Raw genomic sequence first — 26,280 nt, 5'->3', positions numbered from 1 at the left:
TATAAAGACTCGACTGGTGGATATAAAAAACATGAAATCCTTCGTTGACAAGGAAATAATTCTATGATAATATGATAAAAATGAAAATTTGAAGTGAATCAAATTCAATAGTGAAACTATTTTGTAATATTGCATGCAATATTCTATATTGCTGAACATTCATTATTAAAATTTCAAATTGAAAATAGTTGTTCAATTGCAATAAAATACATATTTAAATGTTCACATATTGACAAATATTCAAACTATTTATAAAATAAAATAAAAATTAAAATTTTCTGTTAATTTTAGAAGGATTTTTTAATTTTTAGTTGAATTATTATATACATATCAGCGTATATGAGCAGTCGTAAGATTGCTTAATATATATAATAAGTGAAAAACTTATTAAAAACATAAAAGGGGGAATTTAGATGAATAGCAAAAAGATAATGGCTACAGTGCTAGCAACAGCAGTAGTAGCTACAACAGTTTTAGCTGGTTGCGGAAAAAAAGCTGCTTCTGATACTAGCAAAACTGAAATCGACAAGGATCAATATGTAAATGCGTTCCTTAAAGCTGAACCTCAAACACTTGATATTTCAAAGGCGAAGGATTTATATTCTTCACAAATTCTTCAAGAAGTAACTGAAGGCCTTACTAGACTTGAAAAAGATGATAAGGGTAAAGAAGTTACAAAGCCAGCAGGAGCTGAAAGCTGGACAAAATCTGATGATGGATTAACTTGGACATTCAAAATCAGAGATATGAAGTGGTCAGATGGAAAGGCTGTATCCGCAAAGGATTATGAATACAGCATAAAGAGAACATTGGATCCAAAAACTGCTGCTCAATATGCTTTCTTCCTATATCCAATAAAGGGAGCACAAGAGTATAACTCAGCTAAGGATGATGCAAAGGCAGCTGCACTAAAAGATGCAGTTGGAGTTAAGGCTACTGATGACAAGACTCTTGTTATCACACTTGCTAAACCAACAGCATATTTCCTAGATACTACAAACTTTAAAGTTTACTTACCACAAAGACAAGATGTAGTTGAAAAAGCTGGAGATAAATATGGTACTGAAGCTAATACTCTAGTATTCAACGGACCATTCAAAATCAAAGAATGGGTTCACCAAAACAAGTTCACTCTTGAAAAGAATGCTGATTACTGGGATGCAAAGAATGTTAAGTTAAATACAGTTAACTTCAAAATTATAAAAGATGAAGAAGCTAGAATGAAAGAACTTTATAATGGATCTACTGATATCGGTGGTGTAAGAAAAACAGAGTGGATGCAAAAGTATGATCAAGCTGGCAAGTTTACTAAACTTGAAGGATTTGATGGTTCCAGCGTATACCAATTCTATAACACTAAGCCAGAATACAATGGACAAAAGAACATATTCAGTAATGTTAAGGTAAGACAGGCGTTCTCACTTGCACTTAACAGAGAAGATATAGTTAAGACTCTTTACAAAGGTCTTGGAAAACCAGCTTATGGATGGGTACCAAACGAAATTCTAATAGGTGGAGAAGAATTCAGATCTAAGGTTGAAGAACCAATAAAGAAGCTTGCAGATGCAAACAAAGATCCAAAAGCTCTATTTATAGAAGGTCTTAAAGAACTTGGCTTAGGAGATGATCCTAGCAAGATATCTGTTGAGTACTTATCATCAGGTACAGATGCTCAATCAAAAGAAATTTCTGAATACTATCAACAAACATACCAAAAAGCTCTAGGCATTAAGATGACTATTAAGTATGTTGAGTGGAATATATTCCAAAACATGACTGACAAGATGGAATACCAACTTGGTGGTATGGCTTGGGGTGCTGACTACAATGACCCAATGACATTTATGGATATGTGGATGACTGGTGCTAACATGGTTCCTACTGGTTGGGAAAGCAAAGACTATGATGCATTCATAGAAAAAGCTTCTAACTCAATAGATCCAAAGGTTAGAACTCAAGCATTTGCTGATGCTGAAAAGTTCTTCTTAGTTGACCAATCAGTTATTACTCCAGTAATTTACAGAAAGTATGCATATTATGAATACAAGTATGTAAAGAACGCAATGTTTGTTAACTTTGGACAATTGCAAGAGTTCAAGTATGCATATACTCAAGGAAGACCAGCTAAATAATAATATATAGAGAAAAATACAAATTAGTTGCAACAGGCACAGTCCTGTTGCAACCATTTATATTTTGGAGGGATGACAAATGCTAAAATTCTTAGCTAAGAGAATTGGCTATATGTTACTGACTCTCTGGGTAATAATAACTGTAACATTTGTACTAATGCATTCAATACCTGGAGATCCACTGACAGCTCAAGCTAGAAAGCTGCCAGAGCAAGCAAGAATAAACTTTTATGAAAAATATGGTTTAAATCAACCTTTAACTACACAATATAAAACATACTTAGTTAATATTCTACATGGTGATCTTGGACAATCTATGGTTTACCCAGGAAGAGATGTTAAAGAAAGTATAGCAACATATTTTCCTGCTTCTGCAAGATTAGGCTTACAGGGTGTATTTATGGGATTTGTTATAGGATGTACTCTTGGAATTATAGCTGCCTTTAATAGAGGCAGATGGCCTGATTATTTAGTTATTTTTATAGCGCTGTTAGGTGTTTCAATACCTAGTTTCGTTATAGCTGCATTATTACAATACGGATTTACTGTAAAATTGGAATGGTTGCCAACAACAGGTTGGGGCTCATTCAAGTATACAATATTACCTACCATAGCATTAAGTTTTGGTTCAATAGCAACTTATTCAAGATATATGAGAGCAAATTGTCTTGATGTTATTGGACAAGACTATATATTAACTGCTAGATCAAAGGGAGTTTCTAATATTTCCTTGGTTTGGAAGCATATAATTAGAAATGCTATATTACCTGCTATTACTATTTTAGGACCTCAAATCGCAGGTGTTATCACTGGTGCCTTTGTTATAGAAACAATATTTGCAATACCAGGACTTGGACAATTCTTTGTAGGCAGTGTTAATGATAGAGATTTTACTATGATTATGGGACAAACTATTTTCTTTGCCTTCCTATATATATCTTCTCTAATAATTGTTGACATAGTTTACGGCTTAGTTGATCCAAGAATTAGAATAACAGGCGAAAAGAGATAGGGGGTAAAGCGATGGCAGAATTATCAAGAGATAAGTTTCAGATAGTTGGTTGTGAAAATTCTGATGCTGAAAAAATATTAAGACCTAATATGACCTATTGGCAAGATGCCTGGAGAAGATTAAAGCAAAATAAGGTAGCGATAGCTTCACTTATTATATTAATTTTAATTGGTATCATGACAATAATAGGACCGTTTATAACTAAGTTTCCTTATGATGCTATAGATACCAATGCGGTTAATGCTAGCCCAAATGGAACACATTGGTTTGGAACAGATCTTTTAGGTCGAGACATGTTTGCCAGAGTATGGAGAGGTGGAAGAATCTCCATGATAATTGGTTTAGTAGGTGCTTTTTGTGATACTACAATAGGTGTACTCTATGGTGGTATTGCTGGATATTTTGGCGGCTTCGTTGATGATATTATGATGAGAATTGTAGAAATATTAGGTAGTATTCCATACTTAATAGTTGTTATTTTGATTTCCTTACTATTCCCAAATGCAGGTATAGGCTCTGTAATTATTGCTTTGGCATTTGAAGGTTGGTGTGGAATGGCAAGACTTGTTAGAGGACAGCTCTTACAAATAAAGGAGCAGGAATATGTTTTAGCTGCTCAAGCACTAGGAGCTAATCCTTCAAGAATAATAATGAGACACTTAATTCCAAATACCATAGGAGTTATGATTGTTTCAATTACATTTGACGTACCTCAATATATATTTGCTGAAGCTTGGCTTAGCTTTATAGGGCTTGGAGTTAAGTCTCCAGAAACAAGCTGGGGTGCCTTAGCTTCTGCAGGACAACAAAATATAATGTTCTATCCATATCAATTATTTTTCCCAGCACTATTTATCAGTTTGACAATGTTATCATTTAACTTACTAGGTGATGGATTAAGAGACGCTCTAGATCCAAGATTACGTCAATAGTTGTGGGGGAGGATAAATCATGGAAAAGATTTTAGAAGTAAAAGACTTAAGAGTATCATATCATACTTATGCTGGGGAAGTTCAATCCGTTAGAGGAGTAAGTTTTCATTTAAATAAAGGTGAAACATTAGCAGTAGTTGGTGAATCAGGTTGTGGAAAATCAGTTACAGCTAAGTCAATTATGAGACTTATACAAACTCCTCCTGGAGAAATAAAAAAAGAATCTCAAATTTTATTTGATGGTAAAGATATAACAAAACTTGATGAAAAAGAGTTAAGAGAAATAAGAGGTGCGGATATTAGTATGATATTCCAAGACCCTATGACTTCTCTTAATCCAACAATGACCATTGGAAAGCAAATTGCAGAAAGTTTAGTAATTCACAGAGGAATGAATAAGCAAGAAGCTTTAAAGGAAGCAGTTAAAATGCTTCAGCTTGTTAATATTCCTAATGCAGATAAAAGAATTAATCAGTATCCACATGAATTTTCAGGTGGTATGAGACAAAGAGCTATGGTAGCTATAGCGCTAGCATGTAACCCTAAGATTCTTATAGCAGATGAGCCTACAACAGCACTTGATGTTACTATTCAAGCTCAAATAATGGAGCTAATAGCTGACCTTCAAGAAAAATTAGGTACTGCAGTAATACTTATAACTCATGACCTTGGAGTTGTTGCTGACGTTGCTCATAGAATACAAGTTATGTATGCTGGTATGATTATTGAAAGAGGAACTACAGATGAAATATTCTATAATCCTCAACATCCATATACTTGGGCACTATTAAAGTCCGTTCCTAGATTGGATACTGGCCATAAACATGAATTGTATTCAATTAAAGGTACGCCACCAGACTTGTTAAAGCCTCCTGTTGGATGTCCATTTGCTTCAAGATGTGATTATGCTATGCCTATTTGTAAAGAGGCTATGCCAGAGGTAACTAAATTGAGTGATAGTCATGAAGTTCAATGTTGGTTAAAGCATCCACTGGCACCAAAGGTTGAGTTACCAGAAGGCATTGGAGGTGCAAAATAATGGCTAGCGAAAATTTAATTGAAGTTAGAAATCTTAAAAAGTATTTTAAAGTAGGAAAAGATGCTGTACTAAAAGCAGTTGATGATGTAAGTTTTGATATAAAAAAAGGAGAAACTTTAGGCCTTGTTGGTGAATCAGGCTGCGGTAAGACTACTTGCGGAAGAACAGTTATGGGATTATATTCTGCAACTGGTGGTACAGTAACTTTTGATGGAGTAGAAATTCATAGCTTAAACAAGCATGATAAGAAAAAATTTGCAAGAAGAGCTCAAATTATATTCCAGGATCCTTATGCATCCTTAAATCCTAGAATGACAGTTGGAGATATAATTGGAGAAGGTATTGATATACACAATTTGCATAAAGGACAAGAAAGAACTGATAGAATATTTAAGCTACTAGAGCTTGTTGGACTTAACAAAGAACATGCTTCCAGATTTCCTCATGAGTTTTCTGGAGGACAAAGACAAAGAATAGGTATAGCAAGAGCACTAGCTATCGAACCTGATTTTATAGTTTGTGATGAACCTATATCAGCACTTGACGTTTCTATTCAAGCTCAAGTAGTTAACCTTTTGATTAAACTTCAAAGGGAACTTGGATTAACCTACTTATTTATTGCCCATGACCTTTCAATGGTTAAGCATATCTCTGATAGAGTTGGAGTTATGTATTTGGGCACTATGGTTGAGTTAGCAAGCAGCCACGATTTATATTCTAAACCTTTACATCCTTATACACAGGCGCTACTTTCAGCGATTCCTATTCCAGATCCAGAAGTGGAAAAGAATAGACAAAGAATCATGCTGGAAGGTGAAGTTCCTAGTCCTATCAATCCTAAACCAGGATGTAGATTTGCGGCTAGATGTAAATATGCAAAACCTATTTGCAGCGAACAGTCACCTGTATTTAAGGAAGTAGAAAAAGAACATTTTGTGGCTTGTCATCTCTACTAGACGGTTGGGAGAATTATCTCCCACCGTCTTTTTTTATTTTTTGAAATAACTTTGATACAACTATTTTACATTTCATAAAGTGTGAAACCTAGCATATAGTAATTTTTTTATTCATATATATGAGTATGTTAACAGAATGTAAATAAATTATTACTATTAGAAAAGGAGTTGGTGAGATGCTTAAATACATACTCAAAAGGCTGGGAGCTAGTTTAATAACTTTGTGGGTTGTAGTAACTGTAACCTTTATACTTTCCCATGCCATTCCAGGAGGACCTTTTGATAGGGAAAAGCCTCTTCCTCCAGAGGTGAAAAAGAACATAGAAGAAAGATATAATCTAAATAAGCCTATATGGTGGCAATACGGAGATTATATTAAAAATCTAGCGAAGCTAGATTTAGGCCCCTCTTTTCAACAGAGAGGAGTTAGTGTTAATGATATTATAAATAGAGGTTTTCCTGTTTCTGCAAGATTAGGTACCGTAGCAATAATTCTAGCGCTCACAATAGGTTTAGTATTAGGAATAATAGCCGCTCTTAGGCAGGGAAAATGGCAGGATAATGCAACTATGCTTCTTAGTACCCTTGGGGTTACTATTCCGAGCTTTGTAATTGCTACCCTATTTATATATGTCTTTGCTGAGAAGTTAAGATGGTTTCCGGTATTTGGACTAACTAGTCCAAGACATTATGTGCTTCCTGCAATTGCTCTATCTGGTTTTTCTATGGCATTCATTTCAAGAATTGTGAGGTCAAGTCTTCTTGATGTAGTAAGACAGGACTACATAAGAACTGCCAAGTCTAAAGGACTTTCTGAAGGAAGCGTAATTCTAAGGCATGCTTTGAAAAATGCAATTTTACCTGTAGTAACTTATTTAGGACCGTTGGTAGCAGGGGTTTTGACTGGAAGTTTTGTTATTGAAAGAGTATTTACTATTCCTGGCCTTGGAAGATTCTTTGTAGATAGCATAGGAAATAGAGATTATACAGCTATTTTAGGTGTTACTGTATTTTACAGCTTGTTCTTGGTTATCTGTAATTTAGTAGTTGATATTCTATATGCTTTAGTAGATCCAAGAATAAAATTGGAAGGGTAGGGAGTACAATGGAAGGTTCTTATAATAAAACAGACTTTGCTTTTGTAGAGGGCAAAGATAAAAAAGCAAATGAAATTGTGAGACCTAGTGAAACTTATTGGCAAGATGCTAAGAGGAGATTAAAAGAAAATAAAGTTGCAATGATTTCTTTGGTAGTTATTATATTAGTTTTAGTTATGGCAGTAGTTGGGCCGTTTATATCTAAATTTGATTACGCTACTAATGAACTATTAAATGCTAATAAATGGCCAGATAAAATTCATTGGTTTGGAACTGATGATTTAGGAAGAGATATTTTTGTTAGGGTTATGTATGGAGCAAGAATATCTTTGTCAGTAGGGTTAGTGGCTGCTTTTATTAATCTTACAATTGGTGTAATATACGGCGGAGTTGCAGGCTATTACGGAGGCAACGTTGATAACGTTATGATGCGTATAGTTGACGTACTTTACAGTGTACCTATGATGTTATACGTTATCTTACTAATGGTGGTTTTGGGAAAAGGGCTTATAAATGTATTTATTACACTAGGAATTATTTATTGGGTTGGCATGGCAAGAATAGTTAGAGGTCAAGTGCTATCCCTTAAGGAACAAGAATTTGTGCTAGCTGCTAAAGCTTCAGGCGCATCTAAAAAAAGAATTATTTTAAGACATCTAATTCCAAACTGTATGGGTCAAATAGTAGTAACATTGACGTTGTCAATACCAGAGGCAATATTTACAGAAGCTTTCTTAAGTTTTATTGGATTGGGTGTTGCATCACCTATGTCAAGTCTAGGAACACTTTGTAATGATGCACTATCGACCTATAGAAGCTATCCTTATCAGATATTTATACCTGCACTAGCGATATGTATTACTATGGTAGCTTTTAATTTGTTTGGAGATGGGCTTAGAGATGCCTTAGATCCAAAGATGAGAAAGTAGGTGGGATATATGGATAATTTATTGGAAATAAGAAATTTAAGTACTTCTTTCTTTACACATGTTGGTGAAGTTAAAGCAGTAAGAGACATATCCTTTACACTACAAAAGGGAGAAGCAGTAGGTATAGTAGGAGAGTCGGGAAGCGGCAAGTCTGTAACTATGATGTCTATGATGAAGCTTCTTACTGATACGGGGAAGATTACAGAGGGAAGTATATTGTTTGATGGAGAGGAAATAACAGCTCTGAAGGAAAAAGAAATGAAGAAGATAAGAGGAAACAAAATTGCAATGATTTTTCAGGATCCTATGACTTCTTTAAATCCTGTATTAAAGGTTGAAACTCAAATGCTTGAAGCATTAAGATTACATAAGGGTTTATCTAAAGAAGAAGCAAGAGGTGTGTCGATTGATATGCTTAAATTGGTAGGTATACCTAGTCCTGAAAAAAGATTAAAACAATATCCTCATGAGTTTTCAGGTGGAATGAGGCAGAGGGTTATGATAGCTATGGCATTATCATGTCAACCTAAACTTTTAATTGCAGATGAGCCTACCACTGCCCTAGATGTTACAATTCAAGCTCAAATACTTGAACTTTTAAAAGACATTAAAGAAAAATTAAATACATCCATCATTTTGATTACTCATGACTTAGGCGTGGTAGCTGATGTATGTAATAAGATAAATGTTATGTATGGAGGAAGAATTGTAGAAAAAGGTGATAAAAGAGATATTTTCTACAATCCAAGACATCCGTATACATGGGGGTTGCTTGAGAGTGTACCAAATCCTAATACATTAATCAAAGAGAGGCTGAAACCTATAGAAGGGCAGCCGCCAGATCTTTTAAAACCTCCAATGGGATGCCCGTTTGCGCCTAGGTGTGCATATACTATGAATATTTGTTTGAATAAAATGCCTGAAGAGTTTAAATTAAGCAATACTCATAGTGCAGCTTGTTGGCTAAATCATCCTGGAGCACCTGTAGTCCAAGCAAAAGTGATAAGGAGAGAAAGGCATGAGTGAAGAATATTTATTATCTGTAAAAAACTTAAAAAAATACTTTCCAGTAAAAAAAAGGATGTTTGAAAAGAAAACTAGTTATGTAAAGGCAGTAGATGATGTTTCCTTTGATATTAAAAGGGGAGAAACACTAGGGCTTGTAGGAGAATCTGGATGTGGAAAGACAACTTGTGGAAGAACTCTATTAAAGTTATATGAACCAACAGCTGGAGAAATACTCTATAGGGGAGAACATATAGAGAATCTTCAGGAAAAACAGCTTATTAATTATCGAAGAAAGATGCAGATAATATTTCAAGATCCATATGCTTCCTTAGACCCTAGAATGACTGTAGGAGATATAATTGGTGAATCAATAGATATTCATAAACTAATGTCAGGAAATGAGAGAAGGGAAAGAATTCAAAACTTACTGGATGTTGTAGGCTTAAATATGGAACACATGAATAGATATCCTCATGAGTTTTCTGGAGGGCAAAGACAGAGAATTGGGATTGCAAGAGCATTGGCTGTACAACCGGAATTTATAGTTTGTGACGAACCTATTTCGGCTTTGGATGTATCAATACAAGCACAGGTAGTTAATATGCTAGAAGATTTACAACAGGCCCTTGGATTGACATACCTTTTTATAGCACATGACTTGTCCATGGTTAAACATATTTCTGACAGAGTTGGGGTTATGTATCTTGGAAAGATGGTTGAAATAGCGGAAAGTAATGAGTTATATACGAGACCTATGCATCCATATACACAGGCTCTTTTATCAGCTATCCCACTTCCCGATCCTGATGAGGCTGAGGCTAGAAGGAGAATAGTACTGGAGGGCGACGTACCAAGTCCTATTGATCCACCTCCAGGATGCAGATTTAGAGGAAGATGCAGATATGCTAAGGAAGTATGTAAGGAAGTTGATCCAGAATTAAAGGATATTGGTGGTAATCATTTTGTAGCCTGCCACTTGGTACAATAATAATTGATTTATTTCAAAGCTATGCTTTGAAAAAATAAAAAAAACAAAGTAGGGGGAATAAAAGTGACTAAAAGGCATTTATCAAAACTGTTAGCTATGCTTACTACTATTGCTATAACAGCGAGTCTATTTGCAGGTTGTGGAGGCAAAAAAGATCCAGCTTCACCAAGTGCAGATAAGCCAAAAGAAGAGCAATCACTTGTATATAATCTTGGACAGGAACCAGATACTATCGATCCAGGATTATCAACAACTATAACTGCTGCAACAGTTGCAAATCAAAACTTTGAAGGACTTATGAAATTTAACGCTGAAAACAAGCTTGAATGTGCCGTAGCTGAAAAAGTTGACTTTGATCAGGCAAATCCTACTAAATATGTTTTTCATTTAAGAAAAGACGCTAAGTGGTCTGATGGAAAGGCAGTAACTGCAAAAGATTTTGAATATTCATGGAAGAGAGTTTTAAATCCTGCTACTGCATCAGATTATGCTAATCAATTGTACTATTTGAAGAATGGTGCAAAATACAATTCTAAAGAGGCTAAAGCAGAAGATGTTGGGGTAAAGGCAACTGATGATTATACTTTACAAGTTGAATTAGAAAATCCAACTCCATACTTCCTTCAATTATGTGGACTTCCAACACTTATGCCTGTAAGACAGGATATAGTTGAAAAAGACCCAGATAAATGGACTCTTAACCCTCAAACTTATTTAGGAAATGGTCCATTTAAGATGACAGTTTGGGAACATGATTCAAAAATGGAATTTGTTAAAAATGATAATTATTGGAATAAGGCAAATGTAAAGATAGAGAAAATGAAGTTTACAATGATAGCTATAAACAGTTCAGCATTGTCAGCTTTTGAAACTGGTGAGGCAGATTATATAGACATAGTACCAAACAATGAGATACCTAAATTAGTGCAAGATAAGAAGATGGTAACTACACCCAATATAGGAACTTACTATATTTGTGCTAATGATATGAAAGCTCCTCTTGACAATCCAAAGGTTAGAAAAGCTTTGGCACTAGCAATTGATAGATCAGCGTTAATCGAAGCAGTATGGAAAGATGGAAGAAAAGCAGCTACAGGATGGGTACCTTATGGTATTAATGACGCTAAAGAAGGAAAGGCGTTTAGAGAAGTAGGGGGCGACTTCTATACTGATAAGGCTGATGTTGAGCAAGCTAAAAAGCTTCTGGCCGAAGCTGGATATCCTGACGGAAAGGGCTTCCCAGTATTTGAATATGCTTATAACAAGAGTGAAACCCATGCAAAAATTGCTCAAGCAGTACAGGATATGTGGAAGAAGAATCTTAATATAAATATAAAACTAAATGAAGTAGACTGGAAGGTATTTGTACCTCAAAGAAAAGAAGGTAACTTTGAATTATCTAGAAATGGGTGGGTAGGAGACTACTTTGATCCAATGACATTTATGGATATATTAGTTACTAAGGATGGAAATAATGACGCACATTACAGTAATCCGAAGTACGACGAATTGGTATTAAATGCAAAGAAGGAGAAGGATCCAGAAAAGAGAATGCAGATGATTCATGATGCTGAAAAGATACTTATGGATGATATGGCAATAATACCACTAGCATTTTATGTTGATGATGTATGTATTAAGCCATACTTAAAAGGCACAGTAAGAGTATCAAATGGTATGATATATTTTGATAAAGCTTATATAGAAGGTAAAACTGCTGCTAAATAAATAAAATAAAGTAGAAGCTAGAGAAATGTTTCTCTGGCTTTTATTTATGCTTAAATTATGAATAATAAACACTCCTAAGGTTAAAAATATCAGATAGTATTATTAGGAGGGTTTTTTATGGGAAAGACACCATTAAAAAAAGTTATAAAAGCAAAGTTAAAATCTAACAAAGAATTAACAGAAATAGAAAAAGTAAGGGAAAAAATAAAATATGAAATAGCAGATGAATTAGGTCTTAGAGATAAAGTTGATAAATATGGATGGAGTGGTTTAACTGCAGAAGAAACTGGAAGAATAGGAGGAATTATGACAAAGAGAAAAAAGGATATGCACCTTCCTAAAAATAAGGAGATAATGGATGGAGCGCAGCTATCTCTACAAAATACAGATGATATAGAAAAATAATTTCATATTGACTATTATGATAAAAATATATAATATTAGCTTGAATAGGAATAATTATAGAAGAAATACAAAGAGAGGAAGTATTTTAATTGAATCGCTATAAGGATTTTGCTAAAATATACGATGAACTTATAAATACAGATATAGATTATAAAAGATGGGCTAATGTTATACTTGAATTAACAAAGCAACTAAATGTTAATTTTGAAGATTATTTAGATATAGCATGCGGGACTGGAAATCTTACTAAAGAGTTATCCTGCAATTTTAAAAATACCTGGGCAGTTGATTTGTCTATGGAAATGCTAACTGAAGCTGAAGCTAAACTTAGAGGTGAGCGTAAAAAAGCTAAGTTTATTTGTCAGGACATAACATCTTTGCAGTTAAATAGAAAGTTTGATTTGATTACATGTTGTTTGGATTCTACAAATTACATTATTGATGAGGAACAGCTAGAACTATATTTTTCTGGAGTATATAAGCATCTTAAGGAAAACGGTATATTCATATTTGATATAAATTCCTATTATAAACTTACAGAAGTTCTTGGAGACAATATATTTACTTATAATAGTGATGATGTTGTCTATGTATGGGAGAATAGTCTTGAAGATGACATAGTAAATATGTATCTAACTTTTTTTATTAAGCAGGATGAACTATATAAAAGGTTCGATGAAGAGCATGAAGAGAGAGCCTATAAAGAAGAAACAATTGAATATTATCTTAAAAAAGTTGGATTTAGTGTTATTAAAAGACTAGATAATTATGAGTATAAGGATGTTAAAGAGAATACTGAAAGAATTGTTTATGTTTTAAAAAAATAAAAAATTAGCAAATGAAGATGGAGTAGGAGGATATTATGAGTGATAAATTAATAAGAGCGACAGCTCACAATGGAGATATAAGAATTATTGCAGCTATAACTACAGATTTGGTAAACGAAGCAACAAAGATACATAATTGTGCACCAACTGCTGCCGCTGCACTTGGAAGATTAATAACTGCAGGCAGCATTATGGGAGCAATGCTTAAATCAGAAGAGGATGTAATAACCATTCAAATGTCAGGAGGAGGAGAAGCTGGGACAGTTGTAGCAACATCTTATTCTGATGCTAGAGTAAAAGGTTATATTGGTAATCCTAATGTGGACTTGCCTTTAAATAGCAAAGGCAAGCTAGATGTAGGAGGAGCAATTGGAATAAACGGAAGTCTCCTAGTTATTAGGGATATGGGACTTAAAGAACCATATGTAGGTCAAGTCCCTATACAGTCTGGTGAAATAGGAGATGACTTAGCATATTATTTTACTGCATCTGAGCAAACTCCATCTGCTGTTGGACTTGGAGTGCTTGTAGAAAAAGATTTAAGCATAAAAGCTGCAGGAGGTTTTATCATTCAGATGATGCCTGGCGCAGATGAACTTGTTGCCGATTTGCTTACATATAGACTTGAGGAAATACCTTCTATAACGGATTTAATTGTTAAGGGAATGAGTATTGAGCAGATAGTAGATTTCATATTTGAGGGTATGGATTATAACATTGTCGGTAGTATGACTCCAAAGTTTTCATGTGATTGCTCTAGAGATAAGGTTGAAAGAGCTTTAATTAGTATAGGAAAAAAAGAACTAGATGCATTATATAATGAAGGTAAAGAAGAGGAACTAAAATGTCACTTTTGTAATAAAGCCTATAAATTTACTAATGAAGAGATAGGAAAACTTTTAGAAAAGTCTTCAAGATAAAACAATGAGTTATTCTGAGCAAGACTGCTTAATATTAAGCAGTCTTGCTATATCTTCACATAATCAAGCTTAATAGACTTAAAAATGATTGACATTAAAATAAAATTCTTATAATATAATAGTGCGTCACCCGCTTGAGAATACTTTCTAAAATATATAATTAAAGTAAAAAAGGGTTGACAGGCAAAAAGATGTAATATATAATAAAACATGTGTTAAGTGATATGGGCGCATAGCTCAGCTGGGAGAGCATCTGCCTTACAAGCAGAGGGTCACAGGTTCGATCCCTGTTGTGCCCACCATATTGCGGCTCAGTAGCTCAGTTGGTTAGAGTGCCGGCCTGTCACGCCGGAGGTCGAGGGTTCGAGCCCCTTCTGAGTCGCCAATTATATAATACACTATTTAAGATAAATTTTATGGCCAGATAGCTCAGTCGGTAGAGCAGAGGACTGAAAATCCTCGTGTCCCTGGTTCGATTCCTGGTCTGGCCACCAAAATTATGCGGGAGTGGCTCAGTTGGTAGAGCGTCACCTTGCCAAGGTGAATGTCGCGGGTTCGAGTCCCGTCTCCCGCTCCAAATATGGCGCTATAGCCAAGTGGTAAGGCAGAGGTCTGCAAAACCTTTATCCCCAGTTCAAATCTGGGTGGCGCCTCCAAAATGTGTCTGTAATAGCTTAGATATTAATTAATAATATCTAAGCTATTTTTATGCTTTTGTTCATTTTAATAAAGCAGTTTCTTGAAAATAGATTGAATAATTATAGTTTGAAGATGCTTCCTCTATCTATTAACTTTCCATTTCTAAGAAATAAAGGCTCCACTTTATGTTTTTTAAGAAAACTTATTACTTCATAACCGTATTTATAAAATTGAAGATTACCGTAAAATGCCAGTAAATTATCTTCAACTAGTCCACAGCATCCCCCAATAAAACCATAATCAAGCCCTGGAAGCAAGATATCGCCAGGTGGAAGTAATAATACATCAAGTTTTTCAGTATATAATGCTTTTGCAATGCCAGTATCGCTAGTAATAATTGCATTATGATTGATTATAGCAGTGGAACATTTTGAGTAGCCTTGCTTTATATTTATCATTTTTTTATTTGAAACAAGATTAAGTAAATTTGCATCTGTATATTTTAATAAATGAAGAAAAATCTCAGTTAGGTTCAAGGCATTTAGCATAATATCATCTGGATAATTATTAGATAAACTTTTACTTGAAAAAATAACATTTTTATACTTTGAAGATAGATAATCGCTAAAGTTTTTATCAATATCTTTATGAAGTACAATGGTGTTATCTTCAACAATGTTTAAAAGCATATCAGGATGTCCGCATACTGCAGTATACAGATTTTTACATGGAGGTACTTTTAAAATATTAAAATTTAAATTTTTAAGTGTATTTTCTTCCTCTATTGAAATTCTGTAATCAGTTAAAAGAGTTTTCAAAATAATCAGCTCCTATATTTTTAAATTTTATATATAGAGTCCTATTGTGTCAATGAATTTGGATAGGTTTTCCCATGTTGTCGATAATTGCTTTAATTATATTGCATATACACAAAGTTTAAACACATACTATTTGTAGAAGGGAGTGTGAGATATGCTACTTTTAACTATTGCATATGATAGCGGCATTATAGACATAATTGAGGACGTTTCAGAAATGAAAGAATATTTCGCATCGAAGAACATATTAATTGGGTTATCTGAAAGCAAAAGCGAAAATACTCACTTCTTGAAATTGTATTGTGAAGCTGATGATATAAATGAAAAAATAATAAATATGTTTAATATATATATTTCGAATATACTATATAATGTTGTTGTTGAAGAGTACTGCAAAAGGGATTTACAAAGTTTTATAGCAGATACTTATTTTTTTCTTAAATATGATGAAATGAAGGATATAAAGGAAATTAGTGCTAGATCATTAAAGGATGAAGGTTTATTCATGGATGAAAACTTAGTGTTCTGCATGAATAAGAAAAATGCAATTCTTAAAAAAATAATTAATTGTATAGAAGAAAATAAAGAAATTAATATAAAGGGATTTATCACATTTAGAATGAAGGAACTAAGAAAAGATTTAGAGTGTATAATTGATAAAATAGTAGAGAATTATATGGTAGAAAAAGAATACAATGAATTTATAAAATTATTAAAATACTTTGTTGAAATTCAAGAAAGTAAAATAGATGAGGTTAATATTATTGTAAAGGGAAATGGAGAATATTTGATCCAAGATGAAAATGGTAATGATATACTTGAACAATTATTTAGTGAATTGTCAGAAGCTAGGTACACTGGAACTGTAAGTGTTGAAGATATGCTAATCAGCGGGCTCATAACAAATGCTCCTCAAAGGGTTATTATTCACTGTGAAGAAAACTGTGACAATAAGGAACTTCTTGATACAATAAAAAATGTTTTCCTGGACAGGGTAACATTTTGTTCTTCATGTAAGATATGTGAGGGTATAAAAAATACGTTAAAGGTATAGGAAATTAGCCAGTTTATAAATTAACACAGATATAGTGTCATAAAAATGAATATTTTAGAAAAAATTATTGACATAGAAATGTTTGAGTGGTAAAATACTACTTGTGTTAAGAAGAAACAGCCGTTTCTCACCTTACAGCAATGCTAGTAAGGTTAGCAATTAAACTTTTTCGTGTTTAATATAAGGACGGCGTTTGCCGTCCTTTTTTAATTATTTATAAAGGTTTATATACTACCTTGTGATAAATCCTTTCTGGAGGTGAAAATTATTAGCAAAGATTACCTTTTAAATGAAGAAATTAGAGAGAAAGAGGTAAGAGTAATTGGTGAAGACAACGCACCACTTGGAGTTCTCTCAACTAAAGAAGCTTTGAAAATGGCTGAAGAGAGCGAATTAGATTTAGTTCTTATTGCACCTACAGCTAATCCGCCAGTTTGCAGAATAATGAATTATGGTAAATTCATTTATGAGCAATCAAAAAAGGATAAAGAAGCAAAAAAGAAGCAAAAAGTTGTAAGTATCAAAGAAATCAGACTTAGCCCTAGCATAGAAGATCATGACATAACTATAAAAGCTAATAATGCTAGAAAGTTTTTACAGGATGGAGACAAAGTTAAAGTCACTGTAAGATTTAGAGGTAGAGAAGCTGAACATTCTCACATTGGAAACAAAATATTAGATTCTTTTGTAGCTAAAATACAAGACATATGTGTTGTAGAAAAACAAGCTAAATTAGAAGGAAAGAATATGATATTGATATTAGCTCCTAAAAGAGCATAATCGAGAGGAGGAATTTATTATGCCAAAAATGAAGACTCACAGAGGTACTGCAAAAAGAATTAAGAAAACAGGAACAGGTAAGTTTAAGAGAGCTAACGCTTTCAAGAGCCATATATTAACTAAGAAGAGTTCAAAGAGAAAGAGAAATCTTAGAAAAACATCTTATGTTTCTGTTACTCAAGAAAAAACAATGAAGAAATTATTACCATACCTATAATAGATAAAGGTGCTTAAAAAGGAGGTTTTTTTAAATGGCAAGAGTAAAAAGAGCTATGAATGCTCGTAAATATCATAAAAAAGTATTAAAGCTTGCAAAAGGATACTATGGTGGAAAAAGCAAGTTATTTAAAACAGCTAATGAAACTGTAGTTAGAGCTTTAAGAAACGCATATGTAGGAAGAAAGTTAAAGAAAAGAGACTTTAGAAAACTATGGATAGCTAGAATAAATGCAGGTGCAAGACAAAATGGACTTTCATATTCTAGATTCATGAATGGAATAAAGCTAGCAGGAATTGACATCAACAGAAAGATGCTTTCTGAAATAGCTATAAATGATCCAAAAGCTTTTGCAGAATTAGTAGAAATAGCTAAAAAACAAATAAACGCTTAATATAAAAGTGCAGTTTTATGCTGCATTTTTATTTTTATATTCTACAAATTTCGCCCATAAATTAATTCTTGAAGGAATATAATAGAATATGAGGTGAAGTATATGCAAATTAAATTTAATAAATTAATGAGCTTTTCTCCTGTACAGATATTAGCTATTGGTTTTGCAGTAGTAATTTTAGCTGGAGCTTTTTTGCTTAAACTTCCTATTGCAGCTCAGGATGGTATATCTACACCTTTCATAGATTGCCTTTTTACATCCACATCCGCAGTTTGTGTTACTGGACTTGTTACTTTGGATACGGGAACCCATTGGACATACTTTGGTAAGACAGTAATAATAATCCTTATACAAATTGGTGGATTGGGATTCATGACTTTTGCCACTTTAATATCACTAGTGATTGGAAAGAGAATAACACTAAAGGAAAGACTGGTAATGCAAGAAGCTATGAACTCTTTTTCAATTCAAGGTATAGTAAAAATGGCTAAACTTGTATTGATTTTTACCTTTTTAATAGAGGGTATAGGTGCACTGATAATGTCAATAACTTTTATACCTGAATTCGGGCTCTTAAAAGGGACATATTATAGTGTATTCCACTCTATATCCGCATTTTGTAATGCAGGTTTTGATTTGATTGGAAACTTTAGAAGTTTAACGCCTTATTCTGATAATCCAATAATAATATTAACAATTGCGGTTTTGATTATTTTTGGTGGGTTGGGATTTTCTGTTTGGTATGAAATCTATAATTATAGAAAAACAAAAAAATTATCACTTCATTCAAAAGTTGTACTTGCTGTAACTGCAATATTAGTTATTGGGGGATCAATTTTTATGCTTTTATTTGAGTTAAATAATCCAGGGACAATAAAGAATATGAGTGTAAAAGGAAAAGTTTTATCATCGTTTTTTGCAGCAGTTACGCCAAGAACTGCTGGGTATAATTCGATATCTACATCGGATATGACTGGAGCTGGAAGATTTTTAACTGTAATATTAATGTTTATAGGAGGCTCGCCTGGTTCTACAGCAGGTGGTATTAAAACAGCTACTATAGGACTTCTAATTATGACAGTTGTTTCTGTTATAAAAGGAAGAGATGATACAGAAATATTTGAAAGAAGAGTTGGCAAGGATTTAATATATAGAGCTATGGCAATAACTATGATAAGTTTTGCTCTGGTTCTTGTTGTAACAATGATTTTATCCATAACTGAAGTAGGCGCAAGTTTAGAATATATAATTTATGAGGCAACTTCTGCATTTGGCACAGTTGGACTTACTCTTGGACTCACAACTAAGCTAACTTTTATTGGAAAGATATTAATATCATTTACTATGTATTGTGGTAGAGTTGGTCCAATGACAATAGCATTAGCACTAGCTAAAAATAGTAGTAAAAATTCTATTAGATACCCAGAAGATAGAATTTTAGTAGGATAGGGGTGTTTTCTGTGAAATATAGACAATTTGTTGTGATTGGCTTAGGCAATTTTGGGGCATCTGTTGCTAGAACTTTATTTGATCTAGGATATGATGTGCTTGCAATCGATTCTGAGGAAGAAGCGGTTAATGAAATTGCTGATTATGTTACTCATGCTGCTCAAGTGAATACTTCAGATGAAAAAAGCTTAAGAGATTTAGGAATAAGTAATTTTGATGTGGCTGTAATTGGAATCGGAAGTGATATACAAGCAAGTATTATGGCTACAATAATAGTGAAGGATCTAGGAGTAAAATATGTAATTGCAAAGGCAAGAGATGAGCTTCATGGCAAGGTGCTATATAAAGTGGGAGCAGATAGAGTTATATTTGCAGAAAGAGATATGGGAATTAGGGTTGCTCATAGTATTGTATCTTCAAATATTCTAGATTATATTGAACTTTCTCCTGATTATAATATAGCTGAAATTGAATGCCCTAAGGAATGGTATGGAAAGACTATAAAGGAAATAGATATGAGAGCTAATTATGGAATAAGTGTAATAGCTATTAAGAAAGAGCATAATATAAATATAGCTCCTAGAGCTGATGATATGGTTGAAGTAAAAGATGTTATTATTGCTATCGGTGGAGCTGATGAATTAAGTAAATTTGAAAACTTGATATCAAGATAAAGGGTGAATATATTGGATACAATTCAAAGTAAAGACAATTCGCTAATAAAAGAAGCGAAAAAACTTAAAGAAAAGAGGTATAGGCTTGAAAATTCTGAGTTTATTGCTGAGGGATTTAGGTTTGTAGTTGAAGCATTGCAGTCAGACTTTGAAGTTAAAGCCGTATTTATTTCTGAGAAAGAAAAGGAAAGATGGGAAAAATATAAGGTTGCTTCATATACTCAAAAGGAAACAAGGGTATATTGGGTTACTGATCAGATTTTAAAAATATTGAGCAGCACGGAAAATCCTCAGGGAATAGCAGCTGTTGTAAAGATTAAAAAAAATCACATAGTCAATAGTGAAGGATTTTACATACTTGTTGATAAGATACAAGATCCTGGAAATCTGGGGACCATTATTAGGACTGCAGATGCGGCAGGAGCTCTGGGTGTAATTGCTACAAAAGGAACAGCGGACGTATATAATGAGAAAACCTTAAGGTCTACAATGGGCTCTATATTTCATATTCCTATAATTGAGAGTATAGATATGAGCACAGTGAAAGAATTAAAGGATAAGGGATTCAAACTTATAGTCAGCACACTTGAGGAATCAGAAAATTTTTATAATGTTAAATTTACAGATAGATTTATTTTAACTGTTGGTAACGAAGGAAATGGTATAAGTGATGAACTGATGGCTTTAGGAGATATAAGGGTTAAGATACCTATGCCTGGAAATGCAGAATCCCTAAATGCCGGTGTGGCAGCATCAATTATGATGTTCGAAGCTGTAAGACAAAGATTGACAACTTCGAGCAAGTAAACTATAATATAGGCTATAAAACTTTATAAACTTAAACTATGAAAGAGAGAGTAGATATTAAAAAACTTCCAGGGAGAAAAGGTCATGGACTGAAAGCCTTTTTAAGTATTTTTGTATTGAAGTTCACTCTGGAGTTCTAATTGTGAAGATAGTAGCAGTTAGCGGGTAGAACCGATAGTTTCAACTAAGAGGACACTTGTTGTCAATTAGGGTGGTACCGCGGATACAATCCGTCCCTTTTAGGGACGGATTTTTTGTCGTTTAAATTTATATTAAAGAGAGGAGAAAATTAAATGAAGGAAAAGTTAGAAATAATAAAAAGTAGTGCCTTAGAAGAGCTTAAATCTGTGCTTACTAAAACAGAAATAGAAAATATTAGGGTTAAGTATCTGGGTAAAAAGGGTGAATTAACACAAATCCTAAGAGGTATGGGGGCATTATCAGCAGAGGAAAGGCCAATAGTTGGTAAGATTGCTAATGATGTTAGAATAGCTTTAGAGAATCATATAGATGAAGCTGCAGAAGCAATAAAGAAAAAGGAAAAAGAAATGAAGCTGCAGAGTGAAATTATTGATATTTCTATGCCAGGTAAAAAGCAGGTTATTGGAAAGAGACACCCTATTGATTTATGCTTAGAAGAAATCAAGGATATTTTTATATCCATGGGGTTCGCAATAGTTGAAGGACCAGAAGTAGAACTTGATTATTATAATTTTGAAGCACTTAATATACCTAAAAATCATCCTGCTAGAGGAGAACAGGATACTTTCTATATAAATGACAATGTAGTTTTAAGGACTCAAACTTCACCTCTTCAAATAAGAACTATGGAAAAGGAAAAACCACCAATAAGAATTTTAGGACCTGGTAAGGTTTATAGGTCTGATGCAGTTGACGCAACACATTCACCAATATTCTACCAAATAGAAGGGCTGGTAGTTGACAAGGGTATAACTTTTTCAGATTTAAAGGGTACTCTTGATCTTTTTGCTAGAAAGATGTTTGGAGAAAAAGTTCAAACTAAATTTAGACCACACCATTTTCCTTTCACTGAGCCATCTTGTGAAATGGATGCTACTTGCTTCGTATGCAATGGTGAGGGTTGTAAAGTTTGTAAAGGAAGTGGATGGATTGAACTTCTTGGTGGAGGAATGGTTCATCCTCAGGTTCTTAGAAATTGTGGTATAGATCCTGAAGTTTATAGTGGCTTTGCATTTGGATTTGGCCTGGATAGAATAGTAATGTTAAAGTATGGAATTGACGATATAAGACTTTTATATGAAAGTGATATGAGATTTTTGAATCAATTTTAGAAATTTAAGTTTTAATTTAAACTAATATGTAGGAGGAATAAAAATGAAGGTTCCAGTAAAATGGCTTAAAGATTATGTTAATATTGATATAGCACCTAAGGAATTAGGAGACAAATTGACCTTGTCAGGTTCTAAAGTAGAAGAAGTTATTACCTCGGGAGATGAAATTCAAAATGTAGTAACAGGAAAACTAATGAAAATTGAACCCCATCCAGATGCTGAGAAATTAGTAATTTGTCAGTTAAATGTCGGCTCTGAGGAACTAATTCAAATTGTTACAGGAGCAAACAATATGAAAGAAGGGGATATAGTTCCTGTAGCTCTACATGGTTCATCACTGCCAGGTGGAGTTAAAATTAAAAAAGGAAAATTAAGAGGCATAGTATCAAATGGAATGATGTGCTCTGAAGAGGAACTTGGTATTGCAGGAGATGAGCCTGTTCATGGGCTAATGATACTACCTCAAGATACTCCATTAGGCAAAGATATTAAAGAGGTGCTTGGACTTGATAGTGCTGTAATTGATTTTGAAATTACATCAAATAGACCAGATTGTTTAAGTGTGGTTGGTATGGCTAGAGAAACTGCAGCTACTTTGGGAGTGCCATACAGAGTTCCAGAATCAGTATTTACTCCTTTAAGCAAGGACAATATTAAAGAAAGCTTAAAGATAGAAGTAAGAGATAATCTATGCAGAAGATATATGGCTAGAGGAGTAAAAAATATTACCATAGCTCCATCACCAGCTTGGATGCAGGAAAAACTTATGGATGCAGGAGTAAGACCAATTAATAATATTGTTGATATAACTAACTTTGTAATGCTAGAACTTGGGCAGCCAATGCATGCCTTTGATTCAAGAGAAATAACTAGTTCAACCATAGTTGTTGAAAGAGCAAAGGATGGAGAGAAATTCATAACTCTTGATGAAATTGAAAGAACTTTAGATTCCAATGTGCTTAACATTAAGGATGGAGAAAGAACTGTTGGTTTAGCAGGTATTATGGGTGGCCTAAATTCAGAGGTAAAAGAAGATACAAAGGCTGTAATATTTGAAGTTGCTAATTTTGATGGAACTAATATAAGAATATCTTCAAAAAGATTAGGATTAAGAACTGAAGCCTCCTCGAGATTTGAAAAGGACTTAGATCCAAATCTTGTAGAGCTTGCCATGGATAGAGCATGTTACCTAGTACAACAATTAGGTGCAGGTGAAGTTATGGAAGGAACCATAGACATTTATAATGAAAAAATAGAATCACATACCTTAGAAGTAGACTATAAGTGGATTAACAGATTCCTAGGTACAGAAATATCAGCAAATGATATGAAAGAATATTTGGATAGGTTAGAATTAATAACTGAGATTCAAGAAAATATGCTTATAATTACAGTGCCAACTTTTAGAAGTGATATCAACATAAAAGAAGATGTGGCTGAAGAAGTAGCAAGAATTTATGGATATGATAATATCCCTATTACTTTACTCAGTGGAAGCAGTACAAGAGGCGGCAAGAATAAGAAGCAGCATTTAGAAGATAAACTTGTATCAGCTTTAATAGGCAATGGACTAAATCAATCAATTAGCTATTCTTTTGTTAGCCCAAAGGTTTTTGATAAAATTCTTTTGCCAAAAGATTCTACGTTAAGAAATGCAGTAGTTATTAGAAACCCACTAGGTGAAGATTATAGCATTATGAGAACAACTTCCTTGCCTTCAATGATGGAAGCTTTAGCTAGAAATTACTCAAGAAATAATGAAGAAGCAAGATTATTTGAAATTGGAAAAGTATACATTCCCAGTAATGACAGCAGCAAACTTCCAGAGGAGAGAAATATAGCTACAATAGGAATGTATGGAAATGTTGATTATCTTGATTTAAAGGGAATTGTAGAAAATATAATAGATATTCTAGGAATAAACAATGTTTCTTTCCAAAGAGAAAGCAGCAATGTGAGCTATCATCCTGGAAAAACTGCAGCATTATATATAAGAAAGGAATTAGTAGGAATACTAGGCGAGGTTCATCCAGATGTTAGTGATAATTATGGAATTGATTCTCGATGCTTTGTGGCAGAAATAAATTTAGATGTATTATTTAATGCTGCGAACTTAGATAAAAAGTATAGCTCATTACCAAAATTCCCAGCTGTGACAAGGGATATGGCTATTATTGTTGATGAAAATGTACTTGTACAACAAATACAAGATATAATCAAAAAACAAGGTGGAAGTATGCTTGAAAGCTTCAAGCTATTCGATGTTTACAAAGGATCACAAATTCCAGCCGATAAAAAAAGCATAGCATATTCATTGGTTTACAGACTTGAGCATAAAACTCTTACTGATGAAGAAGTAAATAAAGTACATGAAAAGATTTTACGTTCATTAGAATACCAATTAGGTGCTCAATTAAGATAGAATAATAATAATTTTGTTTTCTGCATATGAAAAATATGTTAAAATAAAATTATTAAAGTTTTATTCTATCTAAGAGGGTGATGCCATGAACGTGGTTACGGTTAATATAAATGGAATTGATTATCATCTTAAAGGTGAGGAAAAAGAGGAATATTTACAAAGGGTTGCAAACTATGTTGACAAAAAAATAAATCATTTTATGGAAGGTAACAATAAGCTCAGTACTACTTCGGCAGCTGTTTTAACTGCATTAAATGCAGTAGATGAGTTGTTTAAGTGCTATGAGGAATTTGAAAAGCTTGACAAGGAACTTGAAGCTTTAGAAAAAAGTGAGGGAAATTATAAAAAAGAAACAGCAGAATTAATGAAACAGCTTGCAGAAAGTGAACAGAAAAATAAAGAATTAGATGAAAGACTTATTAAAGCCAGCAATAATGATTTATTAAGGGAAAAGGATCTTGAAATCGAAAGGCTCAATGGGGAGTTAGAAAAAATCAAACAAACCGAAGCTTTATCTTTAGATGAGAAAAATAAGCTAAAATCAGAGAATAAAGATTTGAAATTCCAGCTTCAATCTACTAAATATAAGTTGATAGATTTGCAGCATAAGCTAATTGATAATCAGATTGATTTAGTAAAGGCCAAAAAAAGTCTAGAGAATTCGCTACTAAGTGAGGATTAAATTTTTTATAATTACTATTTTCAGCTTTTTGTTTAATTTGAGAAGTCAAAAATGAAATAAGTAAAAAAACACTATCAAATATGATAGTGTTTTTTTATGAATTAGATTTAATCTTTAAAGTGAAATAAGATTACTATGTTAATTTACATAGAATAATATTAATTAGAAGTATAAGAAAGAATGCAAATAAAGATTATTTATTCTTTATCATCAAAATCAGCGCAGTCAGTGCATTCAGGAAATAGAGGCTTTAAATTCAAATCAGGATAAAATTTTGGAATAGGTTGTTTTTCAAATCTCTCACTTGGTGCTTCTTCAACCTCTGCTTCAAATAAAGTAGGAGAAGGAATGTATTCATAAGAAGGGATTAGCACTTGTGCAATAAGCTCACATTTTACTATAAGATGGAAGCCAAGTGTCAAATCTATAACTTCTTGACTAAGGGAATTGGTTGCTATCTTTCCATCTAAACATTCAGCTACCATTTCAAGTTTGACTATCTCAGGATTGAGATCTAGAGCCTGCTGTACTGGTAAGAAGCTAGCTGAAATTTGCGCTACTGAATCAGGACAGTACATTTTAGGAATAATCTCAGTTCTGTTTATTTCAAATAGCTCGGATTGGTTTACTCCAGCTCCATCTATATAATCCATATAGAAGCTTATTACAAATCCTGCAATTACTTTTTTATAGTTTGGGTCCTTTTTTAAAGGAGTTTTATCTACAGATGTTATTTTTACACTAAAATCTCTGCAACCTAAATATCTTTTAGGACTATTAAGAGCATTACTTCTTAGTTCTTCGTCAGTGGTATCTGTATCTGGTCCTTCACCATATATGAGACATCTCTTAATCAGTACTTGATCAAAAATTTTAGGAACTTCAATACAAACTAGCTCTGTTGGATCAGGCAAATATCCTTGTTTGTTAACAATACCAGGACGTGATATGAATTTGTTGTGATTAATGGACATTTTATATCCTCCTCTAATTATACTTTGTACACATTATTAAATTAGCTTTCAATATACAGTTTATGCAAAGAAAGAAAATATGTG

The 26,280-nt window shown here is 33.3% G+C and carries 25 protein-coding genes, 5 tRNA genes and 2 other annotated features; of the genes, 28 read left to right on the top strand and 2 right to left on the bottom strand.

The features are described 5' to 3' along the window. Nucleotides 1-413: 413 nt before the first annotated feature. The 18 genes from bsdE14_RS00730 to bsdE14_RS00645 all read left to right on the top strand — a co-directional run bounded on the left by bsdE14_RS00730 (nucleotide 414) and on the right by bsdE14_RS00645 (nucleotide 14,629). On the top strand, nucleotides 414-2,132 hold the full coding sequence (locus bsdE14_RS00730; RefSeq protein WP_264847998.1) for a peptide ABC transporter substrate-binding protein: 1,719 nt from the start codon (nucleotides 414-416) through the stop codon (nucleotides 2,130-2,132). Between the two features lie 79 nt (nucleotides 2,133-2,211). Next, nucleotides 2,212-3,144 (top strand): ABC transporter permease, encoded by a 933-nt coding sequence (locus bsdE14_RS00725; protein WP_264847997.1) that lies wholly within the window; start codon nucleotides 2,212-2,214, stop codon nucleotides 3,142-3,144. Nucleotides 3,145-3,155: 11 nt separating this feature from the next. Further along, nucleotides 3,156-4,076: an ABC transporter permease gene (locus bsdE14_RS00720; RefSeq protein WP_264847996.1), complete on the top strand. Its 921-nt coding sequence runs from the start codon at nucleotides 3,156-3,158 to the stop codon at nucleotides 4,074-4,076. Between the two features lie 19 nt (nucleotides 4,077-4,095). Next, nucleotides 4,096-5,115: an ABC transporter ATP-binding protein gene (locus bsdE14_RS00715; RefSeq protein WP_264847995.1), complete on the top strand. Its 1,020-nt coding sequence runs from the start codon at nucleotides 4,096-4,098 to the stop codon at nucleotides 5,113-5,115. Next, on the top strand, nucleotides 5,115-6,071 hold the full coding sequence (locus bsdE14_RS00710; protein WP_264847994.1) for an ABC transporter ATP-binding protein: 957 nt from the start codon (nucleotides 5,115-5,117) through the stop codon (nucleotides 6,069-6,071). Before bsdE14_RS00715 ends, bsdE14_RS00710 begins: the two co-directional genes overlap by 1 nt. A 176-nt stretch (nucleotides 6,072-6,247) precedes the next feature. Further along, nucleotides 6,248-7,168: an ABC transporter permease gene (locus tag bsdE14_RS00705; protein ID WP_264847993.1), complete on the top strand. Its 921-nt coding sequence runs from the start codon at nucleotides 6,248-6,250 to the stop codon at nucleotides 7,166-7,168. An 8-nt stretch (nucleotides 7,169-7,176) separates the two neighbouring features. Continuing rightward, nucleotides 7,177-8,097, top strand: coding sequence for an ABC transporter permease (locus bsdE14_RS00700; protein WP_264847992.1), 921 nt, complete (start codon nucleotides 7,177-7,179; stop codon nucleotides 8,095-8,097). A 9-nt stretch (nucleotides 8,098-8,106) separates the two neighbouring features. After that, nucleotides 8,107-9,123, top strand: coding sequence for an ABC transporter ATP-binding protein (locus bsdE14_RS00695; RefSeq protein ID WP_264847991.1), 1,017 nt, complete (start codon nucleotides 8,107-8,109; stop codon nucleotides 9,121-9,123). Continuing rightward, entirely contained in the window at nucleotides 9,116-10,093 is a 978-nt protein-coding gene (locus bsdE14_RS00690; RefSeq protein WP_264847990.1) for an ABC transporter ATP-binding protein, read from the top strand. The genes bsdE14_RS00695 and bsdE14_RS00690 overlap by 8 nt, the downstream gene beginning before the upstream one ends. A gap of 63 nt (nucleotides 10,094-10,156) precedes the next feature. After that, nucleotides 10,157-11,821, top strand: a complete 1,665-nt coding sequence (locus tag bsdE14_RS00685) for a peptide ABC transporter substrate-binding protein (protein WP_264847989.1) — start codon at nucleotides 10,157-10,159, stop codon at nucleotides 11,819-11,821. Nucleotides 11,822-11,938: 117 nt separating this feature from the next. Beyond that, on the top strand, nucleotides 11,939-12,226 hold the full coding sequence (locus tag bsdE14_RS00680) for an alpha/beta-type small acid-soluble spore protein (protein ID WP_264847988.1): 288 nt from the start codon (nucleotides 11,939-11,941) through the stop codon (nucleotides 12,224-12,226). Nucleotides 12,227-12,315: 89 nt separating this feature from the next. After that, nucleotides 12,316-13,053 (top strand): class I SAM-dependent DNA methyltransferase, encoded by a 738-nt coding sequence (locus bsdE14_RS00675; RefSeq protein ID WP_264847987.1) that lies wholly within the window; start codon nucleotides 12,316-12,318, stop codon nucleotides 13,051-13,053. A 35-nt stretch (nucleotides 13,054-13,088) separates the two neighbouring features. Beyond that, on the top strand, nucleotides 13,089-13,973 hold the full coding sequence (hslO, locus tag bsdE14_RS00670; protein ID WP_264847986.1) for an Hsp33 family molecular chaperone HslO: 885 nt from the start codon (nucleotides 13,089-13,091) through the stop codon (nucleotides 13,971-13,973). A 226-nt stretch (nucleotides 13,974-14,199) separates the two neighbouring features. Then, nucleotides 14,200-14,275 (top strand) — tRNA-Val (locus tag bsdE14_RS00665). 6 nt (nucleotides 14,276-14,281) lie between these two features. After that, nucleotides 14,282-14,358, top strand: a tRNA-Asp gene (locus bsdE14_RS00660). A gap of 33 nt (nucleotides 14,359-14,391) precedes the next feature. Beyond that, nucleotides 14,392-14,467: transfer RNA gene (locus bsdE14_RS00655), tRNA-Phe, on the top strand. 7 nt (nucleotides 14,468-14,474) lie between these two features. Continuing rightward, nucleotides 14,475-14,550 (top strand) — tRNA-Gly (locus bsdE14_RS00650). 5 nt (nucleotides 14,551-14,555) lie between these two features. Continuing rightward, a tRNA-Cys gene (locus bsdE14_RS00645) sits at nucleotides 14,556-14,629 on the top strand. Between the two features lie 102 nt (nucleotides 14,630-14,731). Here the strand turns inward: bsdE14_RS00645 and bsdE14_RS00640 are convergent. Beyond that, nucleotides 14,732-15,430 (bottom strand): DUF6873 family GME fold protein, encoded by a 699-nt coding sequence (locus tag bsdE14_RS00640; protein WP_264847985.1) that lies wholly within the window; start codon nucleotides 15,428-15,430, stop codon nucleotides 14,732-14,734. Between the two features lie 154 nt (nucleotides 15,431-15,584). On the opposite strand from bsdE14_RS00640, the gene ytxC reads away from it, so the two are divergent. The 10 genes from ytxC to bsdE14_RS00590 all read left to right on the top strand — a co-directional run bounded on the left by ytxC (nucleotide 15,585) and on the right by bsdE14_RS00590 (nucleotide 25,222). Next, nucleotides 15,585-16,484, top strand: coding sequence for a putative sporulation protein YtxC (gene ytxC / locus bsdE14_RS00635; protein WP_264847984.1), 900 nt, complete (start codon nucleotides 15,585-15,587; stop codon nucleotides 16,482-16,484). A gap of 102 nt (nucleotides 16,485-16,586) precedes the next feature. Then, nucleotides 16,587-16,698: a sequence feature (ribosomal protein L20 leader region), on the top strand. A 44-nt stretch (nucleotides 16,699-16,742) separates the two neighbouring features. Next, entirely contained in the window at nucleotides 16,743-17,264 is a 522-nt protein-coding gene (infC, locus tag bsdE14_RS00630; protein WP_264847982.1) for a translation initiation factor IF-3, read from the top strand. Between the two features lie 19 nt (nucleotides 17,265-17,283). Beyond that, nucleotides 17,284-17,481, top strand: a complete 198-nt coding sequence (gene rpmI, locus bsdE14_RS00625) for a 50S ribosomal protein L35 (protein WP_264847981.1) — start codon at nucleotides 17,284-17,286, stop codon at nucleotides 17,479-17,481. Nucleotides 17,482-17,515: 34 nt separating this feature from the next. Then, nucleotides 17,516-17,875 (top strand): 50S ribosomal protein L20, encoded by a 360-nt coding sequence (rplT, locus tag bsdE14_RS00620; protein WP_264847980.1) that lies wholly within the window; start codon nucleotides 17,516-17,518, stop codon nucleotides 17,873-17,875. Nucleotides 17,876-17,977: 102 nt separating this feature from the next. Beyond that, the gene (locus tag bsdE14_RS00615) at nucleotides 17,978-19,324 is read left to right on the top strand and encodes a TrkH family potassium uptake protein (protein ID WP_264847979.1); all 1,347 of its coding nucleotides are present in this window, start codon (nucleotides 17,978-17,980) and stop codon (nucleotides 19,322-19,324) included. Nucleotides 19,325-19,335: 11 nt separating this feature from the next. After that, a complete protein-coding gene (locus bsdE14_RS00610) occupies nucleotides 19,336-19,998 on the top strand; it encodes a potassium channel family protein (RefSeq protein ID WP_264847978.1) in 663 nt (220 codons plus the stop codon). A 12-nt stretch (nucleotides 19,999-20,010) separates the two neighbouring features. Further along, nucleotides 20,011-20,805 carry a TrmH family RNA methyltransferase gene (locus tag bsdE14_RS00605; protein WP_264847977.1) on the top strand — a complete coding sequence of 265 codons (795 nt, stop codon included), beginning with the start codon at nucleotides 20,011-20,013 and terminating at the stop codon, nucleotides 20,803-20,805. A 29-nt stretch (nucleotides 20,806-20,834) separates the two neighbouring features. Next, nucleotides 20,835-21,046, top strand: a binding site (T-box leader). A gap of 52 nt (nucleotides 21,047-21,098) precedes the next feature. Beyond that, the gene (pheS, locus tag bsdE14_RS00600) at nucleotides 21,099-22,118 is read left to right on the top strand and encodes a phenylalanine--tRNA ligase subunit alpha (RefSeq protein WP_264847976.1); all 1,020 of its coding nucleotides are present in this window, start codon (nucleotides 21,099-21,101) and stop codon (nucleotides 22,116-22,118) included. Nucleotides 22,119-22,161: 43 nt separating this feature from the next. Beyond that, on the top strand, nucleotides 22,162-24,540 hold the full coding sequence (gene pheT, locus bsdE14_RS00595; protein ID WP_264847975.1) for a phenylalanine--tRNA ligase subunit beta: 2,379 nt from the start codon (nucleotides 22,162-22,164) through the stop codon (nucleotides 24,538-24,540). Between the two features lie 85 nt (nucleotides 24,541-24,625). Further along, nucleotides 24,626-25,222, top strand: coding sequence for a cell division protein ZapA (locus bsdE14_RS00590; RefSeq protein WP_264847973.1), 597 nt, complete (start codon nucleotides 24,626-24,628; stop codon nucleotides 25,220-25,222). 197 nt (nucleotides 25,223-25,419) lie between these two features. On the opposite strand, the gene bsdE14_RS00585 is transcribed toward bsdE14_RS00590, so the two are convergent. Further along, nucleotides 25,420-26,196 carry a hypothetical protein gene (locus bsdE14_RS00585; RefSeq protein WP_264847971.1) on the bottom strand — a complete coding sequence of 259 codons (777 nt, stop codon included), beginning with the start codon at nucleotides 26,194-26,196 and terminating at the stop codon, nucleotides 25,420-25,422. Nucleotides 26,197-26,280: the final 84 nt, after the last annotated feature.

The sequence above is a fragment of the Clostridium omnivorum genome (assembly GCF_026012015.1).
Classification (GTDB): domain Bacteria; phylum Bacillota; class Clostridia; order Clostridiales; family Clostridiaceae; genus Clostridium_AX; species Clostridium_AX omnivorum.
Note: the sequence above shows the minus strand (reverse complement) of the source record. Positions and strands in the feature narration are given on the sequence as shown.

Bases quoted from the DNA above. Each gene is read 5' to 3' on its own strand.
- bsdE14_RS00730 (WP_264847998.1), top strand. From the start codon at position 414: ATGAATAGCAAAAAGATAATGGCTACAGTGCTAGCAACAGCAGTAGTA.
- bsdE14_RS00725 (WP_264847997.1), top strand. From the start codon at position 2,212: ATGCTAAAATTCTTAGCTAAGAGAATTGGCTATATGTTACTGACTCTC.
- bsdE14_RS00720 (WP_264847996.1), top strand. From the start codon at position 3,156: ATGGCAGAATTATCAAGAGATAAGTTTCAGATAGTTGGTTGTGAAAAT.
- bsdE14_RS00715 (WP_264847995.1), top strand. From the start codon at position 4,096: ATGGAAAAGATTTTAGAAGTAAAAGACTTAAGAGTATCATATCATACT.
- bsdE14_RS00710 (WP_264847994.1), top strand. From the start codon at position 5,115: ATGGCTAGCGAAAATTTAATTGAAGTTAGAAATCTTAAAAAGTATTTT.
- bsdE14_RS00705 (WP_264847993.1), top strand. From the start codon at position 6,248: ATGCTTAAATACATACTCAAAAGGCTGGGAGCTAGTTTAATAACTTTG.
- bsdE14_RS00700 (WP_264847992.1), top strand. From the start codon at position 7,177: ATGGAAGGTTCTTATAATAAAACAGACTTTGCTTTTGTAGAGGGCAAA.
- bsdE14_RS00695 (WP_264847991.1), top strand. From the start codon at position 8,107: ATGGATAATTTATTGGAAATAAGAAATTTAAGTACTTCTTTCTTTACA.
- bsdE14_RS00690 (WP_264847990.1), top strand. From the start codon at position 9,116: ATGAGTGAAGAATATTTATTATCTGTAAAAAACTTAAAAAAATACTTT.
- bsdE14_RS00680 (WP_264847988.1), top strand. From the start codon at position 11,939: ATGGGAAAGACACCATTAAAAAAAGTTATAAAAGCAAAGTTAAAATCT.
- hslO (WP_264847986.1), top strand. From the start codon at position 13,089: ATGAGTGATAAATTAATAAGAGCGACAGCTCACAATGGAGATATAAGA.
- ytxC (WP_264847984.1), top strand. From the start codon at position 15,585: ATGCTACTTTTAACTATTGCATATGATAGCGGCATTATAGACATAATT.
- rpmI (WP_264847981.1), top strand. From the start codon at position 17,284: ATGCCAAAAATGAAGACTCACAGAGGTACTGCAAAAAGAATTAAGAAA.
- rplT (WP_264847980.1), top strand. From the start codon at position 17,516: ATGGCAAGAGTAAAAAGAGCTATGAATGCTCGTAAATATCATAAAAAA.
- bsdE14_RS00615 (WP_264847979.1), top strand. From the start codon at position 17,978: ATGCAAATTAAATTTAATAAATTAATGAGCTTTTCTCCTGTACAGATA.
- pheS (WP_264847976.1), top strand. From the start codon at position 21,099: ATGAAGGAAAAGTTAGAAATAATAAAAAGTAGTGCCTTAGAAGAGCTT.
- pheT (WP_264847975.1), top strand. From the start codon at position 22,162: ATGAAGGTTCCAGTAAAATGGCTTAAAGATTATGTTAATATTGATATA.
- bsdE14_RS00590 (WP_264847973.1), top strand. From the start codon at position 24,626: ATGAACGTGGTTACGGTTAATATAAATGGAATTGATTATCATCTTAAA.
- bsdE14_RS00585 (WP_264847971.1), bottom strand. From the start codon at position 26,196: ATGTCCATTAATCACAACAAATTCATATCACGTCCTGGTATTGTTAAC.